An 18,582-nucleotide genomic window follows, 5' to 3' on the forward strand; every position below is an offset into this window, starting at 1 on the left:
CCGCCCTGCCCATGTTCCCTGACCAAGACTTGGAAATGATCGACCTTGATAGATCATTCTTATCGGAATGGGGCGATTCTTCCAGGGCAAATTGATCATTGAAAAACGGGGGGCCCTGGGGCCCCCCGCGCAAAGCAACCGATGATCCGCTAGAAGCCGATCTGCAGGAGGCAGTCGGGAACGGTCACGTAGATCCCCATCTTTCCAGGTTCGAAGCTGGGAACCACCGCCAGTGCCCTCGGGTAGGCGAGGGACGCCGGCAGGGCGACGGGCGTGCCGAGGCCCGCAGGGATGTTCACCATGCTGCCGGTGACCTGCGAGGCGCCCATGGGCAGGCCGCCGATGGTGCTGACGGCGCCCGCGGGGGTGACCATGCGGAGCAGGTCATTGTAGGTGTCCGCCACATAGAGGGTGCCGGCGGCGTCCACGGCGAGGCCCTGGGGATTGTTGAACCGGGCGGCAGTGCCCGTGGCATCCGTGTGGCCGGGGGTCCTGATGGTGGTGGCGCCCGCGAGGGTCGTCACGGTGCCGTCGGCGGTGACAAGCTGGCGGATGTCGTGGTTGCCCTGGTCCGCGATGTAGAGGAGGGAGTTGTCGGGCGAGAGCGCGATGCCCATGGGCGTGTTGAAGATGACGGAGCCGTCGGCCGTGTTCGAATAGCCGGAGACGTTCGGCGTCCCGACCACGGTCGATACCGTCCCGTCCACGACCTTGGTGATCGTGTTGCGGGCCTGATCGGAGACATACAGGGTGGTGTGCGACGCATCGGAGAACACCACGACGCCGGTGGGCAGGTTGAACCCGGTGACCGCATCCATCGTGTAGGAGGCCGCGAAGGTGGCACCGGCGGTGTCGAAGGTGCTGATGGAGCCCCTGCCGTAGTTCGCGATGTAGAGGATCCCGGTCCTGGAATCGAGCGCGATGCCCCAGGGCTGGAAGTTGGGGCCACCATAGTTGGGAGCCGCCAGCGCGGCACTGATGAGGGTGGTGGTGGCGCCGTCGGCCAGGGTCACCCGCCGGACGGCGGAGTTGCCGTAGTCGGCCACGTAGGCGTAGGTGCGGGTGCTGTCCACGACGACGCCCGTGGGATCGGAGAACCGCGCAGCCCCAGCGGTGTTGTCGTGGAGGCGGGGATCGCCGGCCACGCCCGCGAGGGTGCTCACTTCATTGGCGGTGGGGTCGATCTGGCGGATCGTGTTGTTGCCGAAATCCGCGGCGAATAGGGTCCCATTGGCGTAGGGAGCGGGCCCCGCGCCGGTGAAGACGGCAAGGGCGGTGGGGTAGGCGAATCTGGCGGCGCTGCCGATGCCGTCAAGGCTGCCCACGGAGCCGCTGGTGCCAGCCAGGGTGGTGATGGTGCCCGCGGTGGGGCTGGTCGGCACGATCTTCTGGATGAGGCAGTTCTCGTAGTTCGTCACGAAAAGGTTGGTGCCGTCGGTGGTCAGGCCGACGGGCGAGGTGAGCGCGGGGGCGCCGGCCAGGACCAGGGTCGTGACGTTGTAGGCTCCCGCCAGGTCCACGACGCGGATGGCGTTGTTGTTGAAGTCGGCCACATAGAGTTTGGTGCCGATCCGGGCCACGCCCGTGGGGAAGTTGAAGGAGGCCGCAGTTCCCAGGGCATCCAAGCTGCCGGAATGGGCAACGGGATTGAGGGGATCGGTGAAATCCGTGACCTGCCCGGCGATGGTGGTGATGGCTTTGGTCGTCAGGTTTACCATGCGGATCGCGTTGTTGAGCTGATCAGGCACGTAGAGGATGTTCGGGTCGGCGTCCAGGGCGATATTGACGGGGACGTCCCACTGCCGGAAGTAGAACCTGGAGGCGCTGCTGCCGACCTGGCCGGCGGTGCCCGCGACGGTGCTGACGACGCCGGCGGAATCGATCTTCCGGATGGTGTAGTTCCAGACATCGGCGACGTAGAGGTTGCCGCCTCCATCCAGCGCCAGGCCGCTGGGCCCGAAGAACTGCGCGGGAGCGTCGGCGGAACCGGGCTGGCCGACCAGGCCATAGGGCGTGGAAACGACGCCGGCCGGAGTGATCTTGCGGATGCAGTTGTTGTCGTAGTCCGAGACGTAGAGGTCCCCGGTAGCCTGGTCGAGGGCCATGCCGTTGGGTTCCCAGAAGCGGGCGAGGGTCTTGGCCGAGTCACCGGTATGGATGGGAACGGTGAAGCCGTCGATGTTGCCCTGCCCGGACGGGAGGCCGGCCCGGACGGACAATGAGCCGACCAGGACCTTGGCGGTCCAGGTGCCGGTGGCGGCGGTGTGGTCCGCGTTCTCGACGGTGAGGGTATAGGTCGTCGTGGCGCTGGGAATCGTGATCGAGACGGGCGTCAGGGGGGTGATCGCGATGGCGCCGGGGTTGATCACGGCACTGCTGGTGTCATTGCTGAAGTCGGCGGTGAAGGTCGCGGTCCCGCCGGGGCTGAAGCTGGGCTGGGTCACGGTGAAGCTGGTGACGACGGGAAGCGCCGACACCGTGACGGTGGCGGTGGAGGTGGCCGAGTTGGCCACCGCGGTCGCCTTGATGGTGTGGGTGCCCGCGGCGGTGCCGGCGGTGTAGAGGCCGGCGGCGGAGATGGTGCCCACCGCGGCGTTGCCGCCGTCGATGGCGTCCACCGACCAGGTGATGCCGGTGTTGGCCGCGCCGGTCACGCCGGACGTGAAGGTCTGGGTTCCGCCGGTGGTGAGCGCGACGCTGGCGGGGCTCACGGTGGTGAGGACGACCGTCTGGGGAGTCACCGTCGCGGTGGCGGTGGCGGTGGTGTTGGCGGCGTTGGTGACGGTCAGGGTGAAGACCTTGGCGCCGGTGGTCCAGTCGGCGGTGATGGCCGCGGACGCGACGCCCGTGGCCGGGCAGACGACGCTGTTGTCGAGGGTCCCGGTGCCCTCGGCATAGGTGGGGGTCAGGGTGAAGGTGCCGCCGAACAGGGGCGTGAGATCCGAGGCGACCAGGGAGGTGGCCACGGGGACGGCCACCACGGTGGCCGTGGCGGTCTTCTGGGTGGTGCCGTTCGCGTGGGCGGTGGCTGCGATGGTGTGGGCCCCGGTGGCGGTGCCGGCGGTGTAGAGGCCGGCCGCGGAGATCGTGCCGACCGTGGCATTGCCGCCGGCCACGCCGTCGACGGACCAGGTGATGGCGGTGTCGACCGCGCCGGTCACGGAGGAGGCGAAGGTCTGGGTGCCCCCCACGGTCAGGGTCTTGGTGGCAGGACTGACATTGGTCACGGTGACGGCCTGGGGCGTCACGGTGGCGGTGGTGGTGGCGGTGATATTGAGGACGTTGGTCACGGTCAGGGTGAAGACCTTGGCCCCCACCCAATTGGCGGTGACGGCGGCCGAGGCGGTGCCCGAGGCCGGGCAGGCGAGGCCGTTGTCGAGGGTCCCGGTGCCTGCCGAATAGGTGGGCGTCAGGGTGAAGGTGGCGCCGAAGAGCGGGGTGGTGCTGGAGGCGACCAGGGAGGTGGCCACAGGGCTGTCGGGCACGGAGACCGTGACCGTGGCGGTCTTCTGGGTGGTGCCGTTCGCGTGGGCGGTGGCGGCGATGGTGCGGGTCCCCGCCGTGGTGCCGGCGGTGTAGAGGCCGGCAGCGGAGATCGTGCCCACGGTGGCGTTTCCGCCGGCCACGCCGTCGACGGACCAGATGATGGCGGTGTCGACGGCGCCGGTCACGGAGGAGGCGAAGGTCTGGGTTTCGCCCACGTTCAGGGTCTTGGTGGCCGGACTGACATCGGCCACGGTGACGGCCTGGGGCGTCACGGTGGCGGTGGTCGTGGCGGTGACATTGAGGACGTTGGTCACGGTCAGGGTGAAGACCTTGGCCCCCACCCAGTTGGCGGTGACGGCGGCCGAGGCCGCGCCCGAAGCCGGGCAGGCGAGACCGTTGTCGAGGGTCCCGGTGCCTGCCGAATAGGTGGGCGTCAGGGTGAAGGTGGCGCCGAAGAGCGGGGTGGCGCTGGAGGCGACCAGGGAGGTGGCCACAGGGCTGTCGGGCACGGTGACCGTGACCGTGGCGGTCTTCTGGGTGGTGCCGTCCGCGTGCGCGGTGGCTGCGATGGTGCGGGTCCCGGCGGCGGTGCCGGCGGTGTAGAGGCCGGCTGCGGAAATCGTGCCGACCGTGGCATTGCCGCCGGCCACGCCGTCGACGGACCAGGTCAGGGTGGCGTCAGCGGCCCCGGTCACGCTGGACGCGAACGCCTGCGTGCCACCTGGGAAGAGCGATGCGGTGGCCGGAGCCACCGCGGCGACGACGACCGCCTGCGGAGTGACGGTGGCCGTGGTGGTCGCGGTGGCGCTGGCGGAATTGGTCACGGTCAGGGTGAAAACCTTGGCCCCCACCCAGTTCGCCGTGACCGCTGCGGAAGCGGTCCCGCTGGCGGGGCAGGTGACACCGTTGTCCAGCCTCCCGGTCCCGGCCGAATAGACCGGGGTCAGCGTGAAGGTCCCTCCATAGAGCGGAGTGGCCGAGGAGGGCGTCAAGGAGGTGGCCACCGGAGCGGGCACCACGGGGTTGCCACCCCCACCGCCTCCGCCGCTGCAGGCGGCCATCCCCATAAGGACCAATCCGGCCAGCATGGCGCAAGCACCGTGCCCCAGAGCGTATTTTGGATTCAGAGCCGGTCGACCCATGGACAATACCTCATTGGAGTTATGAAAGACGAATTCCTCCTGGGGGTACTCCAGGAGTCCGGTCCGTTTCTGGAGGTGAAAACGGGATTGAGAACTTCATGATGAATGTTCTCTACAATTCAGGCAATAGCCAGAATGGGGTTTTTTTCTGAAACCGGAATCGTGGTGCCCCCCGTGGAACCTCAAACCGAGATCGGCCGCCATTCCCCGAATGTCCAATGGGCATTGGGGAATTTCCCTGAGGGCCTGTCGAGGCCGATCGGCGGCGCCTGGGGCCCAAGCGCCGCCATCGGGCACCCAATGCGATAAATGTAACCTAAAGGTGACCGCGCAGATCCCCTTGGCGGTGAGCCTCCCAGCTAGAACCTGATGTCAGGATGGTTCCCGGAAACCGAGTTCTGTTCGGCCGTGTTCGGGCCCATGGGGCTCGCATTCCGGAGTCCACAACCGGCGTTGGCGGTCACGGTGTTGCCCGTGACGCGATTGCCTCGGGTCTGGTAGAGCAGGATGCCATTTCCCTTGTCGCTGCCCGGCCCGGAGGCGGGCCGTGTGCCCGTCACCACATTGCCCGAAATCTCGTTGCTGTTGGCTTGATTGAAGAGGTAGATGCCATTGCCCAGGCTGTTCCTGACCCGGTTGTTGCTGATCCGGTGCCCGGTGGTGTTGGAGACGACGATCCCGCCGGTCCCGTCGCGCTTGGCATTGTCGATGGCGGTGTTGTCCTCGGCCACCACCCTGCTGATGAAGGCCCGCCCCGTGAGGGAGGACGGAACGCAGATGGCCAGGCCGCCGCTGGCATTGCCCCTCAATTCGCAGCCCGTGATGGTCACATTGGCGACCGTCTGCCCCGCGTTGGGTTCCAGATCGATCCCGGCGCCGCAGACGAAGGCGCCCTTCTCCATGAAGCCTGTGGTGTTCCTGAAGGTGCTGCGGGTGACCACCAGGCCGTCGACACTGGTCACGGATAGACCCTGCCGGCGGTTCCCGTCCGCCACGACCTGGCAGAGGGTCACATCCCTGGCGCCGGCCCCCACATAGAACCCGTCCTCCCAGCAATCCTTGGCTGTCACCCCCTGGATGAAGACGTTCCGGGACCCGGCCACCTTGAGCCCGATGCCCCCCTCTTCCTCGTCCCTGATCGAGTTGTTGTGCCGGTTCCCAAGGATGGTGCCGCCCAGGATCGTGACATTCTGGACCATGCTGACCGTCAGCACCACGTAGTTGGAGGTCGTCGTCGGCATGGCCTTCAGGATGGCGCCCGGGTGGAAGCGCAGGGTCGCGTTGCTTACCGCGCGCAGTCCGGCGTTCATGGAGGCGACGGGGTCCACCAGGTAGGTCCCGGCTGGAAACACGACCGTTCCGCCCGTCCCGGCCACCGCATCGATCGCCCGCTGAATGGAGCGGGTGTCGTCCCGGACCCCGTTCCCCAGGGCGCCGTAGGCCCGATCCTTCACGTTCACGACCCGGCTGGACGAGGGCGCCGGCGGCACGCAGGGATCCTGCTCGGCGGCCAGGGCCCCCATGCTTGTCAGAAGGATCAGACCGGCGATGAAGGCCCTTCCGGGCTGGGAGGGACCGCCCTCAGGCCGGGCAAGCCACGAAATGGAAGTCATGGAGGCTCCTCGAACCGGGAATCACCGCGAACGAATTCCAAAGGGTGCCTTCACCTGGGGGTAGGGTCCGGAGGCGCGGCTCCCGCGGAATCCCCCGCGGGCTGGCCCGGGGGTGCGGTTCTCCGCGCGGAACCCCGCATGGTCATCTTCAGCAGGGCCCCCCTCTTGTTGCGGCGATATTCTTCAGGGTCATACGCAGGGTTGGCCGCGAGGGCCCATTCCGCGTACTGGTGAAGGGTCAGGAAGGGCTTGGCGGGATTTCCGGCGGCAAGCACCGAGGGGGGGATGTTCCGGGAAACCACTGAACCCGCGGCAACCACCGAATTCGGGCCGATGGTCACACCCGGCAGGATGATGGCCCGCTCCCCGATGACACAGTGGTCCTTGATGGTGATCCTGCCATATTTGATGACCTTCTGGTACCGCTCCAGGTGCCGGAAGGCGAAGGTGCCTCCATCGTGGGTGATGAAAACCACGTCAGAGGCAATGGCCACATGGTTGCCCAGGGTGATCAGGTAGGGTTCCGTGCCGAAGCTCGGCAGGCCGGAGAACCGGCAGCCTTCGCCGAAGGTGAGACCCGCCCTGCGCAGGCGCCAAAGGTGGAACCTTTTATACAGGTCCTTGAGTTGCCTAAGTAGACCCATCGTTCACACCTTTAGGTTGGCCTTTGAATCATGGAATCGGACTTGAGGGTAAATCAAGTCTAATTTTTTCCAGTCTATACCCAGGAATGGAATGGCTCCCGGGATCCTTGGCCCCTCCTGACCCGGCCTGGACGTTCCGGCCCCTCCAGGGGATTGAGGACAGGACTCTTGGGTTCGGAAACCACCCGACCCTCCGCTGAAGCCCATGCGCGCCCTCACCGGCAGATCTGCGGGAACCCCCAGGGAGACAGCGCTTTCAATTGGAAGGGCCCCGGGTTCAGGACCTGCCCGCCCCGGGACCATGGCTGCGGTTGAAAAAATGATCCGATTTTTCTTTCATCTAAAGGTATTCTCTCGATTGGACGATAGAGCGGACGTTAGGGCGGAGGAGCCCATGAACGGTATTGGCATTCAAATTCGTATCCTGGGAATCCTCGCCATTGGGGGGATCAGTTCGTACATCGCCTGCGGCGGGGCGGGGTCGCCCAACCCGGCCCTGTCGGTCACCCCCTCCAGCCTCACCCTGAACCTGGAATACCTGGACAGCAACGGCAATGACACCGTCGGGGTCTCCATCACGGCCCCGGGAACCGTCATCCCCAACCTGAATTGGAGCGTCGACAACATCCCGGGCGGCAACGAGGAGGTCGGCGTGCTCTCCGGCACGGGCGCTTCCGTCACCTACATCGCACCCACCCTGCCGGGCACCCACACCATTACCGCCACGAGCACGGCGGATGCCAAGACGACCGCCTCCGCCAACGTCCGGGTCTTCGCCCCGGCCATGAAGGTGGCCCTGAGTCCGCAAACGGCCACCCTCGCACCCGGCGCCACCGCAGCCCTCACCGCCGCGGTGACGGGAACCCGGCATACCTCCGTCAAGTGGCAGGTGGATGGGGTCCAGGGCGGGAACGCCACAACTGGAACCATCTCCGGTTCCGGGACCACGGTCACGTACTCGGCCCCCGCCTCTCCGGGCACCCACACCGTCTCGGCCATCAGTTCCGTCAATCCCTCGGTCAGCGATGATGCGGTCGTGACGGTCCAGGCCACCCCCGGCATCGTCGTGGGCCTGGTCCCGGCCTCGGCCAGCCTGGCCGTCTCCGACACCCTCACCCTCACCTCCACGGTGACCGGTTCCACCAATGCCGCCGTCACCTGGTCCGTGGACGGCACGGCGGGCGGCAGCGCCACCGCCGGGACCATCGCGGGCACCGGAAACACCGCGGTCTATACCGCCCCGGCCGCCGCGGGCATCCACACCATCACGGCCACCAGCGTCGCGGACCCCAAGAGTTCCGGGACCTCCGCGATCACGGTTCAGGCGCCCGTCTCCGTCTCCCTCACGCCCTCGTCCTCATCCGTCCCTGCCTCGGCCACCGCCTCCATCACCGCCACCGTTCTCAACGCGACGAACACGGCGGTGACGTGGTCCGTCGATGCCGTCGCGGGCGGAAACGCCACCGTGGGAACCCTCACGGGCACCGGCAACACCGTCACCTATACCGCCCCGGCGACCGCGGGATCCCACACGGTGATGGCCACGAGCGCGGCCGATCCCACCAAGAACGCCGCCACGGTGATCTCCGTGCAGGCCCCGGTGCAGGTGACCCTGAGCCCCTCCACCGCTAGCGTCAGCAGCGGGGCCACCGCCTCCATGACGGCCACCGTGACCGGATCCACCACTACCACCGTCACCTGGGCCGTTGATGGGATCGCCGGCGGCAACACGACCGTCGGAACGATTTCAGGCACCGGAAACACCGTCACCTACTCGGCTCCCACCGCCGCCGGAACCCACACCGTCACGGCCAAGAGCACGGTTGACCCCACCAAGGCGGCCACCTCCGTGGTGACCGTCAAGGCCGGAGTGGCCCTGACGTTGGCCCCCGGGGCCACCACCATGGCCACCTCCGCCACGCTCTCCTTCACCGCCACCGTGACCGGGACGACATCCACGGGTGTCACCTGGACGGTCGACTCGATCGCGGGCGGCAACGCCACGGTCGGAACCATCACCGGCACCGGGAACACCGTTACCTACACGGCTCCCGGCTCGGGGGGAACCCACACGGTCACCGCCACCAGCACGGCCGACACCACGCGGAGCGCCTCCACCCCAGTGACGGTCCAGTCCTCCGTCGTGGTCGCCTTGACCCCCGCCAGCGCCAGCGTCTCCAGCGGGGCCACGCAGCTCTTCACCTCAACGGTCACCGGAACCACCAACACCGGTGTCGTCTGGGCCGTGGACGGGATTTCGGGCGGCAACGCGACCGTGGGCACCGTTTCCGGAACGGGGGCCACCGCGACCTATACCGCTCCCGCCGCCGCCGGCACCCATACGCTCAAGGCCACCAGTTCGGCCGATCCGGCCAAGAGCTCCACCTCGTCCATCACGGTTCTCGGGCCGGTCACCGTGGTCGTGAACCCGACTTCCGCCACGGTGGCCACGGGCGCCACCGCCTCCATCACCGCCACGGCCACCGGTGGATCCACCCAGACCGTCACCTGGAAGGTGGATGGCGTTGCCGGAGGCAATTCGACGGTGGGGACCCTCACGGGGACCGGCGCCACCGTCACCTACACCGCCCCGGCCCTGGCGGGCTCCCATACCGTCACGGCGACCAGCGTCGCCAACACGGCCGTCAGCGCCTCCACCACCATCACCGTCCAGGCGCCCGTCATCACGGTCACCCTGAACCCGAGCGGATCCGCCACGATGAGCCCCTCCGGTTCCCAGTCCTTCACCGCCACGGTGGGCGGCACCACCAATTCCGGCGTCTCCTGGGACGTGGACGGGATCGCGGGCGGTTCCGCCGCCGTAGGGACCATCTCCGGCTCCGGAACGACCGTCTCCTACATCGCCCCGGCCACCACGGGCACCCACACCATAACGGCCACCAGCGCTGCGAACACCTCCGTATCGGCGAGCACGACGGTGACCGTACAGAGCTCCTCGGCGGTGACCGTCTCCCTGGCCAAGATCGGCACGTCCTATGTCAGGGCCTCGGGGGCGACCATCTTCACGGCCACCGTCTCGGGCTCAAGCAACACCAGCGTGACCTGGACCGTGGACGGCGTCGCCAACGGCAGCGCCACGGCCGGCACCATCGCCACCCCGGTATGGAACTACAAGGCGATCTACAACGCGCCTTCCTCCACCGGCACCCATACGGTGAAGGCGACCAGCGTCGCCGACCCCACCAAGAGCGCCTCCATCACCCTTACGGTGGCCAGCACCGTCATCCAGCTCGGCAACATCGTCGAGGGCGCCAATGTCAAGAACGCCCCCTACAGCGCGAGAGGGGATGGGGCCACCGACGACACGGCCGCCATCATGGCCGCCGTCAATGCGGTCAAGGGCACCGGCAAATCCGTGGTCATCCCGGCCGGCACCTACATGATCAACCCCACCGCGAACAGCGGCGCCGGCATCCGGCTCGGCAGCAACATGTCGCTGATCCTGGAGTCTGGAGCGGTCCTCCAGGCCATGTCCACCTCCACGCTCAATTACCAGGTCGTGGCCGCCAGCGGCGTTCAGAACGTGAACATCTACGGCGGCACCATCCTGGGCAACAACGGCAACAACACCATCCCCACACCCACCACCGCCGAGAACGGCAACTGCATCCAGATCTCGGGCTCGCAGAATGTGGTCGTGGAGGCGGTCGCAACCTCGAAGTGCTTCTGCGACGGCATCTACATCGCGGCCCAGTCCGACAACATCTCGATCATCAACTGCAGCGGGACCGTCTGCCGGCGCAACGGGATGTCCATCGTCTATGCCACCAACATCCTGGTGTCCGGGGGCAATTACAGCAACAACACTGGTTCCGTCGAAGTGTCGGGCCAGCCGATTATCAACGGCAGCGGCATCGATGTGGAACCCAACGCCGGCGAATCCGTGGTCAACGCCCTGTTCTCCCGCCTCACCTTCGCCAACAACGCGACCTGCGGCTTCACGTGGGGAATCAGCCTCTCCAACGCCCCGTGCAAGGACATCTACATCGATGGCTGCACGGCTTCCGGCAATGACACGGGCCTGGTCGGGGAATTCACCGACGGCTCCGGGGTGACCAACAACATCATCACCAACAGCGGTTCCTACGGAATCTACATCCACGACAGCATCACGCACACGTTCGTCCTGAACAACACCGTGACGGGCACCGGCAGCGGCGGAGACCACGCGGGCATCGAGCTCTACAACGACACCGGCACCGTCTGCGACGGCAACACGTCCACCGGGAACTATTCGTTCGGGATCCTCTCCGCGACCAGCACCAACCCGACGATCACGAACAACATCCTCACCGGCAACGGCACCGTGGGCCTCCGGATCTCCGGGTCCACGGGCGTGACCTCCTCGGGCAACGTTCAGTAGGCTATGGGATTCGGCTCCTTTGACGGTGGCGCCCGCTTGGCGGCAGGTACGGGTCCCTTCACCTCGCCCCGTCCGGGGTCGCCGGCGAAGGGGGTGCCATCGCAAGGAGTCCGGCCACGGGTGTGGGGGCCATGGCGCCGCCCTGGGACTCCGGCGAAGGGGTGAGCCGGAGGTGGAGGCCTGGAGGGTGGCCAATGCCTCGGAGCACTCCTGGGAGCCCACCGGGCCCCAGGCCCGGATTGGGAGTCCCCACCAGGAAGTCGCCGGTCACCTTCCCCGGAGTCGGCGTGTGCCAACGTGGCCCACTCCGCCGGAACGCCTGCTCTCCGTTGGCGCCGGCCTGGCCGGCGACAACGAACGGAGCGAGGTGAAGGAACCGGCTTCCGCTGCGGCCACGGCAGCGGGAGAAACGGGAACTCAGGTCCTCGCGCTGCGGGAGCGCTGCTGGATGAGCTTGAAGATGCCCAGATCGATGAACGGCTGGAGCACCAGGAGCCAGATCGCGCCGTAGACGAATGCGGCGATGATCTTGGCCCAGTCGGGCACAGCGGGGATGAAGGCGCGCAGGGCCCAGACCGGCACGATGGCAGCGGGGATGCAGGCGATGAAGGAGGTCGTCGAGATCGTCCGGAAGGTCTTCGAGGTGACCCCGAACAGCCGCTCGCAATCGTAACCGATGCGGCTCTGGCTGACCTTGAAGTAGTTTACGTAGGCACGCACCAGGGAACCGCCCAGGGACTCGGTCGAAGGCGCCGTGATCACGCCGATGGTCTGGTCGCCCAGCATGCGCGCGAACTGGATGGCAATGATCTTCTCGCCGGCCCGCACGACACGGCCCTGGGTCACGAAGCTCTCCGCCCCGTCGCCCTCCGGAAGGGCGATGGCCACCTCGCACTGGCTGCCCACGGGCAGGGGTTCGGCTGCGGTCAGAAGGAGCCCGCCCATGCTGATGTTCACGGCAATCGCGGCAAGGATGGCCTTGCCCTTGACCATGACCGTCACGCGGTTCTCAACGGGGATCCGCTTGGCCGTCCTTGACTCGATGGTCCCGCTCATGGTTGACCTCCCCAGGAGGAAGAAATGCCTGCTTCGACGGCACCCGAATTGACTTCCAATCATTCTTGCAAAAACCCGGCACTTGGGAAGGTAAATTTCGCCCTCCTGATAGGAATATCGTCACAACACAAGGTATTCTTGAGAACCCTCACAGGGGTTCATGGCCCCGCCGGGGGCCCCGCCGATGCCCTATCCGTGTAACTCCCGATGAGTCAACACTAACTTTGGAATGTCCCTTCGCAACCGCTGGGCCAACATCTCCACCAGGGCGACGCTCCGGTGCTGGCCTCCGGTGCACCCGATGGAAATGGTGTGGTAGGCCCTGCCCTCCTGCTGGATGTAGGGCCAGGCCCAAAGGATCCAGTTCTCGGTCAGGGCCAGGAACGTGCCGAAGATGTCTGATTTGAGGAGGAAGTCCCGGACCGGGATATCCTTGCCGGTAAGTGGCTTGAGTTCCGCAACATAGTGCGGATTGGGCAGGAACCGGGCATCCAGGACCATATCGGATTCCGGCGGGACCCCATGCTTGAACCCGAAACTGATGAGCCGGAGGGTGGTGCCCTCCACCGGGAGGTCCGGCAGCAGCTCGGAGATGCGATGGCGCAGCTGGGAGAGCGTCAGGTTGGTGGTGTCGATGATGGCCGTGGCCATCTCCCGCACCGGCACCAGGCTCTCGCGCTCGCGCTTGATGGCCTCGCTGAGGCCGCCGTCCTTGGCCAGGAAGTGGGGCCTGCGGGATTCCGAGAACCGGCGCAGGAGGGTGTCGTCCTGGGCCTCCACGAAGACCACGTAGACGGGGATCGAACTGTCGAGGAGGCGGTCGACCAGGGCCGGAAGTTCCTCGGCGAACTCGGGATGGCGGTTGTCCATGCCCACCGCCAGCCGGGGCCGGCTGGGGTTGAGCTTGGCCTCCAGTTCCAGGAGCGGCTCCAGGAGCCGCGCCGGCACGTTGTCCAGCGCCGTGCAGCCGGCGTCCTCCAGGGCGCTCAGCACTGAACGCCTTCCAGCTCCCGACATGCCCGTCACGATCACCAGTTCCATGGAACTAGCGAAACATAAAGCGGGCCGGATGTCAGCCGGAATTTTCCTGTTGTCCCTACTCTTCCTCGAGTCCGCCGGCCGAGAAGCGCATCACCCGCTTGACCACGTCGCCAGGAAGGCCCATCTCCACGAGGGAACCCCGCTCGTCCGGACCCAGCTCGTGCATCTCGGAGGGTTCGCGGAAGAAGGACTCGTCGTCGGGGATATAGGCGGGCTGGGGTTCGACCCGGTAGAGGTAGCTGATGATCTCGTCCTCGTACCCGAACCGCATCTGCTCGAAGTATTCGTAGCTTTCCCGTTTGTACTCGACCAGGGGGTCCTTCTGGCCGTAGCCGCGGAACCCGATGGCCTCCTTGAGGTGGTCCATGACCAGGAGGTGGCGCTTCCAGGCGGAGTCGATGATCTGGAGGATGGCGACCCGCTCGTGCCAGCGCAGGACATCCTCGCTGCCCAGGCGGCGCTCCTTCTCCTCGTAGGCCTCGGCGACCAGGGCGGCCAGCTTCTCGATGGCCTGGGCGCTGCCCATGAGGGCGATCTCGTCCAGGTCCACGCCGTCGAGGGCGTAGAGCTGCTCGAAGCGTTCCTTGAAGCCGGCGACGTCCCGCTCGCCCTTCTCGGGGAGGTAGTCGTGGACCAGGCCTTCCACGATCTCGGCGGCCACGCGCAGCACGTACTCCTTCGTGTTGCCCCGCAGGATCTCGCAGCGCAGGCCGTAGAAGAAGATGCGCTGCTTGTTCATCACGTCGTCGTATTCGAGGAGGTGCTTGCGGATCTCGAAGTGGTGGGCTTCCACGCGCTTCTGGGAGCGCTCGATGGCGCGGGTGACCATGCCCGCCTCGATGGGCTCATCATCGTTCATGCCCAGGGTGCTCATCATGCTCTTGATGCGGTCCCCGCCGAAGATGCGCATGAGGTCGTCTTCGAGGCTCAGGTAGAAGCGGGAGGAGCCGGGGTCGCCCTGGCGCCCGGCGCGGCCGCGGAGCTGGTTGTCGATGCGCCGGCTCTCGTGGCGCTCGGTGCCCAGGATGTGGAGCCCGCCGGCCTCGATGACCTCGGCCTTCTCGGCCTCGGTCTGCCTGGCCATCTCGTCCACCAGGGCGAGGAACTCGGCCGTCTCGCGGCCGTCCTCGTGGTAGATCTCGACGCCGCGCTTGCCGGCCTCCATCTTGGCCATGCCCTCGGGATTGCCGCCCAGGACGATGTCGGTGCCGCGGCCGGCCATGTTGGTGGCGATGGTCACGGAGCCCTTGCGCCCGGCCTGCGCGATGATCTCGGCCTCCTTGGCGTGATGCTTGGCGTTCAGCACGACGTGGCGGATCTTCGCGGCCTTGAGGGCCTCGGACAGGTCCTCGCTGCTCTCGATGCTGGCCGTGCCCACCAGGATGGGCTGGCCCTTGCCGTGCAGTTCCTTGATCTCGGCGACGATGGCGGCCTTCTTGCCGGTCTTGGACGCGTAGACCGTGTCGGCGAAGTCCGAGCGGATCATGGGCATGTTGGTGGGGATGACGATCACTTCGAGCTTGTAGATCTGAAGCAGCTCGCGCGCCTCGGTCTCGGCGGTGCCGGTCATGCCCGCCAGCTTTTCATACATGCGGAAGAAATTCTGGAAGGTCACCGTGGCCAGCGTCTGGTTCTCGGCGTTGACCTCCACGCCCTCCTTGGCCTCGATGGCCTGATGGAGGCCGTTGGACCAGCGGCGGCCCGGCATCATGCGGCCGGTGAACTCGTCCACGATGACCACCTCGAGGCCCTTGCCGTCCTCCTTGTCCCGGACCATGTACTCCACATCCCGCTTGTAGAGGTTGTGGGCCAGCAGGGCCTGGTTGAGGCCGTGGAGCGTCTCGATGGCGGAGGGATCGTAGAGGTTGGCCACGCCCAGGATCTGTTCGGCGTGCCGGATGCCCTCATCCGTCAGGGTGACCTGGCGGTCCTTCTCGTCCACCTTGAAATCCACCTCGGGCTTGAGCTTGGGCACCACGGCGTCGATGCGGAAGTACTTCGACGTGTCCTCCTCGCTGCTGCCGGCGATGATCAGCGGGGTGCGGGCCTCGTCGATGAGGATGGAGTCGACCTCGTCGACGATGGCGAACGTGAAGCCGCGCTGGGTGAAGTCCTCCAGCGACCACTTCATGTTGTCGCGCAGGTAGTCGAAGCCGATCTCGTTGTTGGTGGCGTAGGTGATGTCGCAGCCGTAGGCGGCGCGGCGCTCGTCGTCGGTGAGGCCGTGCTGCACGACGCCCACGGAGAGGCCCAGCCAGCCGTAGAGGCGCCCCATCCACTCGGCGTCGCGCCGGGCGAGGTAGTCGTTCACGGTCACCAGATGGGATCCCTTCCCCGCCAGTCCGTTCAGGTACAGGGGCAGGGTCGCGGTGAGGGTCTTGCCCTCGCCCGTGCGCATCTCGGCGACCTTCCCGTAATGGAGGACCATGCCTCCAATGAGCTGCACATCGAAATGACGCATGCGCAGCACCCGCCTGGACGCTTCGCGAACCACCGCGAAGGCCTCGGGCAGGATGTCGTCGAGAGTCGCCCCTCCTGCAAGCAACTCCTTGAAATAGGGAGTCTTTGCCTTCAGGTCGTCGTCGGAAAGCTCCCGGATCCCCGCCTCGAGGGCGTTGATCTCCTGGACCTTGGCCCAGAGGCGCTTCAGCTCGCGATCGTTTTTCGAGCCGATGAATTTCTTAAGGAGGTTGTCAAGCATGCTGGGTTCCAGTTCCGTCAAGCTCTCCATTTTACATGCGGCGCCACGAATTGCCCACCTTGCGTCGTGAAATCACCGGAGGGTTGCATTCTTGACCATTGCGCTTGAGTGTTCCCGGACCCTCGGGCAAACTGTTGGATTGTTTATGGAGCATCAATGAGCATCGAGCAGACGTTTGGGATCATCAAGGCCAACGCCGTCCAGGACGGCAACATCGGCAGGATCCTGTCCGCCATCGAAAAGGCCGGCTTCACGCTGCGCGGCATGCGCCTCGCCCGCCTCACCCCCTCCATCTGCAAGGGATTCTACGCCGAGCACGTCAACAAGGGGTTCTATCCCGAGCTCGAGGCCTTCATGACCGAAGGTCCCGTGGTCCTCCTCTGCCTGGAGGGCGAGAATGCCATTCTCCGCTGGCGCGAGCTCATGGGCGCCACCGATCCCGCCAAGGCCGCCGAGGGCACCCTCCGCAAGCTCTTCGGTGAGAACATGGGGCGCAACGCCACCCACGGCTCGGACTCCCCCGCCTCGGCCGCGCGGGAGGTAAGCTATTTCTTCAGCGTCTTCGATCGGGTTTAAACATATCAACAATAATAAAAAGGGGCCTTTTTAGGCCCCTTTGTTGTTCCGGGTGGCGAACCGCGGAAGCTGTTGACGTCCTCCCGGACGCCCAGTACTGTGATGTCGAATAGTAAATTAACAACATAAGTCCAGGGTGCCCGAATCCGGCATGTCCCGCCGAAAAATGGAAATAATCCTGTATGTCTAATCTGATCTATGTCTGCAGACGGGAGTCCAGCGACCTCGCCGGTGGGGCCCTCCTGGAGCGCGTCGCGGACTGGATCACCCCGCCGCCCATCAAAGGATTCGCCCATCGGATCCGGCAGGCCCCCGGCGAGGCCGTGTGCCTCACGGGACCGGGGGGCGCCGGAGGCCTCGAGGGGACCTCCGGCCGGGTCGGAGCCTTCGTGGGGGACTGGCCGGAGTGGCACCGCCCCGGCTCGGCGATCCCGGACGGGTCCTTCGCCCTGGTGCGCTCCGACGGGGGTCTCACCGAACTCTGCTCCGACTACGGCGGCACCCGCACCCTCTGGTATGCCATCACCGACACCGATTTCTTCGTCTCCACCTCCCAGCGGGCCATCATCTGCCTGCTCCAGGGCCTGAGCCTGAGCCGGCCAGGGTTCGCCTGGTTCCTGTCCTCGGGGTCCCTCGGCCCTTCGGGAGCCTGGGACACGCGGATACGCCGCCTGCCCCGGGGGGCCCGCCTGACCCTCGACCGGGCCCGCTGGACCCTGTCCCTGGTCACGACCTCCATCGTCTTCCGCAACCTGCCCATGCGGCGGGAGGAGGCGCTGGAGGGCCTCCGCCACGTCCTGGCCAAGGCCATCGGGTCCTGCCAGGGGCTTTCGCCCCAGTGGATCCTCCCCCTGTCGGGAGGCTACGACAGCCGGATGCTGCTCGCCACCCTGTACGGCACGGGTTTGCGCCCCCGCACCGTGACCTGGGGCCTGGCCGCATCGCGCACCCAGCGGGGGAACGACGCTTTCATTGCCGAGAAGCTCGCCAGGCACTATGGGCTCCGCAACGACTACCTCCTCACCGAGCACTCCGTCGCCCCCCCCCCTGTCGTGGTGGACGCCTTCATCGAAGCCCACGGCGGAACCACGGATGCCCTGTTCCCCTACCTCGACGGGCTCAGCCTCTGGGCCCGCTTCGCCCTGGAGGGGGTGGACGGGATCATCCGGGGCGACGAAGGGTTCGGAACCATCTCCAGACCAGAACGCCACCACAGGTACGCCCAGGACATGATCCTCCTGAGCGAGCTCATCGGGGACGAGGCCGCCGAGGCCGTGGCCGACGGCCGGCAGACGCTTCCCCGGGAGCTGCGGCGCGAACCCGAGGAAACCGTGCAGACGTACGGCGACCGTCTCATCCACGCCTGTTTCATTCCGATTCACCTTGCCGGCCTTACGGACGTCAAGACCCCGTTCGTGGATGTCCTCAACCCCATGCTCGCGGGGTCCGTCCTTGAATTCGTCCGGATGATGCCCGACCACCTGAGGGAGGGCCGCAACGTCTACGGGCAGCTCACCCGGTCCATCGGCCCGCCCATCCCCTTCGCGGTCCTGGCGGCCGACGACAGCCGCAACGGCTTCCTGCAAAGCGACCCCTACAACCTCTGGATGGCCGAGGAACTGGCGAGCGAGACCATGGCGCGCCTGCTGCCCCCTCCGTTCAGGGCCGCCATCGCCCAGTCGCTGGTTTCGGAGTCCAGGTCCAAGCCGACCCTCAGCCTCGGCCGCGTCCTGCTCAAGCACCTCATCCCGTCCTCCCTGGTCGCGGCCGTCAGGGCCGTGGGACCTCCCCACGTGCCGACCAACCGGGTCATCGCCTTCCGGATCGCGCTTGCTAGCCGGATCATCCGCCTCCTGGAACGGGATTCGGAACACCTGGCCCGGTTCACCCCCTCGGGGGGCATGCCGGAACGGGCGGGGACCTGACCTGATCCTCCGGC

General features: G+C 66.5%; 9 protein-coding genes. 3 read left to right on the forward strand and 6 right to left on the reverse strand.

Annotated elements, in window-relative coordinates; translation table 11 throughout:
• Nucleotides 1-149: 149 nt before the first annotated feature.
• From RAH40_RS09780 to RAH40_RS09790, 3 genes are all read right to left on the reverse strand, one after another.
• The gene (locus RAH40_RS09780; protein WP_306601920.1) at nucleotides 150-4,547 is read right to left on the reverse strand and encodes a hypothetical protein; all 4,398 of its coding nucleotides are present in this window, start codon (nucleotides 4,545-4,547) and stop codon (nucleotides 150-152) included.
• Nucleotides 4,548-4,987: 440 nt separating this feature from the next.
• The gene (locus tag RAH40_RS09785; RefSeq protein WP_306601921.1) at nucleotides 4,988-6,241 is read right to left on the reverse strand and encodes a right-handed parallel beta-helix repeat-containing protein; all 1,254 of its coding nucleotides are present in this window, start codon (nucleotides 6,239-6,241) and stop codon (nucleotides 4,988-4,990) included.
• 50 nt (nucleotides 6,242-6,291) lie between these two features.
• The gene (locus tag RAH40_RS09790) at nucleotides 6,292-6,885 is read right to left on the reverse strand and encodes an acyltransferase (RefSeq protein ID WP_306601922.1); all 594 of its coding nucleotides are present in this window, start codon (nucleotides 6,883-6,885) and stop codon (nucleotides 6,292-6,294) included.
• A 394-nt stretch (nucleotides 6,886-7,279) separates the two neighbouring features.
• Between RAH40_RS09790 and RAH40_RS09795 the strand changes: the two genes are divergently transcribed.
• On the forward strand, nucleotides 7,280-11,269 hold the full coding sequence (locus RAH40_RS09795; RefSeq protein ID WP_306601923.1) for a right-handed parallel beta-helix repeat-containing protein: 3,990 nt from the start codon (nucleotides 7,280-7,282) through the stop codon (nucleotides 11,267-11,269).
• 417 nt (nucleotides 11,270-11,686) lie between these two features.
• Here RAH40_RS09795 and RAH40_RS09800 read toward each other — a convergent pair whose 3' ends face one another.
• The 3 genes from RAH40_RS09800 to secA form a co-directional block, all read right to left on the reverse strand.
• Nucleotides 11,687-12,325, reverse strand: a complete 639-nt coding sequence (locus RAH40_RS09800; protein WP_306601924.1) for a PilZ domain-containing protein — start codon at nucleotides 12,323-12,325, stop codon at nucleotides 11,687-11,689.
• Nucleotides 12,326-12,514: 189 nt separating this feature from the next.
• The gene (gene rapZ / locus RAH40_RS09805; RefSeq protein WP_306601925.1) at nucleotides 12,515-13,366 is read right to left on the reverse strand and encodes an RNase adapter RapZ; all 852 of its coding nucleotides are present in this window, start codon (nucleotides 13,364-13,366) and stop codon (nucleotides 12,515-12,517) included.
• Between the two features lie 55 nt (nucleotides 13,367-13,421).
• Complete coding sequence (gene secA / locus RAH40_RS09810) at nucleotides 13,422-16,067, reverse strand: preprotein translocase subunit SecA (protein WP_306601926.1); 2,646 nt, start codon at nucleotides 16,065-16,067, stop codon at nucleotides 13,422-13,424.
• 156 nt (nucleotides 16,068-16,223) lie between these two features.
• Here secA and ndk point away from each other — a divergent pair, with 156 nt between their 5' ends.
• Together ndk and RAH40_RS09820 are read left to right on the forward strand one after the other, a co-directional pair.
• Nucleotides 16,224-16,643, forward strand: coding sequence for a nucleoside-diphosphate kinase (ndk, locus tag RAH40_RS09815; protein ID WP_306601927.1), 420 nt, complete (start codon nucleotides 16,224-16,226; stop codon nucleotides 16,641-16,643).
• A gap of 182 nt (nucleotides 16,644-16,825) precedes the next feature.
• Entirely contained in the window at nucleotides 16,826-18,568 is a 1,743-nt protein-coding gene (locus RAH40_RS09820) for a hypothetical protein (protein ID WP_306601928.1), read from the forward strand.
• Nucleotides 18,569-18,582: the final 14 nt, after the last annotated feature.

Origin of the sequence: Geothrix sp. 21YS21S-2 (assembly GCF_030846775.1) — a bacterium.
In the GTDB taxonomy this organism is placed as follows: Bacteria; Acidobacteriota; Holophagae; order Holophagales; family Holophagaceae; genus Mesoterricola.

Bases quoted from the DNA above. Each gene is read 5' to 3' on its own strand.
- RAH40_RS09785 (WP_306601921.1), bottom strand. From the start codon at position 6,241: ATGACTTCCATTTCGTGGCTTGCCCGGCCTGAGGGCGGTCCCTCCCAG.
- RAH40_RS09790 (WP_306601922.1), bottom strand. From the start codon at position 6,885: ATGGGTCTACTTAGGCAACTCAAGGACCTGTATAAAAGGTTCCACCTT.
- RAH40_RS09800 (WP_306601924.1), bottom strand. From the start codon at position 12,325: ATGAGCGGGACCATCGAGTCAAGGACGGCCAAGCGGATCCCCGTTGAG.
- secA (WP_306601926.1), bottom strand. From the start codon at position 16,067: ATGCTTGACAACCTCCTTAAGAAATTCATCGGCTCGAAAAACGATCGC.
- rapZ (WP_306601925.1), bottom strand. From the start codon at position 13,366: ATGGAACTGGTGATCGTGACGGGCATGTCGGGAGCTGGAAGGCGTTCA.
- RAH40_RS09795 (WP_306601923.1), top strand. From the start codon at position 7,280: ATGAACGGTATTGGCATTCAAATTCGTATCCTGGGAATCCTCGCCATT.
- RAH40_RS09780 (WP_306601920.1), bottom strand. From the start codon at position 4,547: ATGGCCGCCTGCAGCGGCGGAGGCGGTGGGGGTGGCAACCCCGTGGTG.
- ndk (WP_306601927.1), top strand. From the start codon at position 16,224: ATGAGCATCGAGCAGACGTTTGGGATCATCAAGGCCAACGCCGTCCAG.
- RAH40_RS09820 (WP_306601928.1), top strand. From the start codon at position 16,826: ATGTCTAATCTGATCTATGTCTGCAGACGGGAGTCCAGCGACCTCGCC.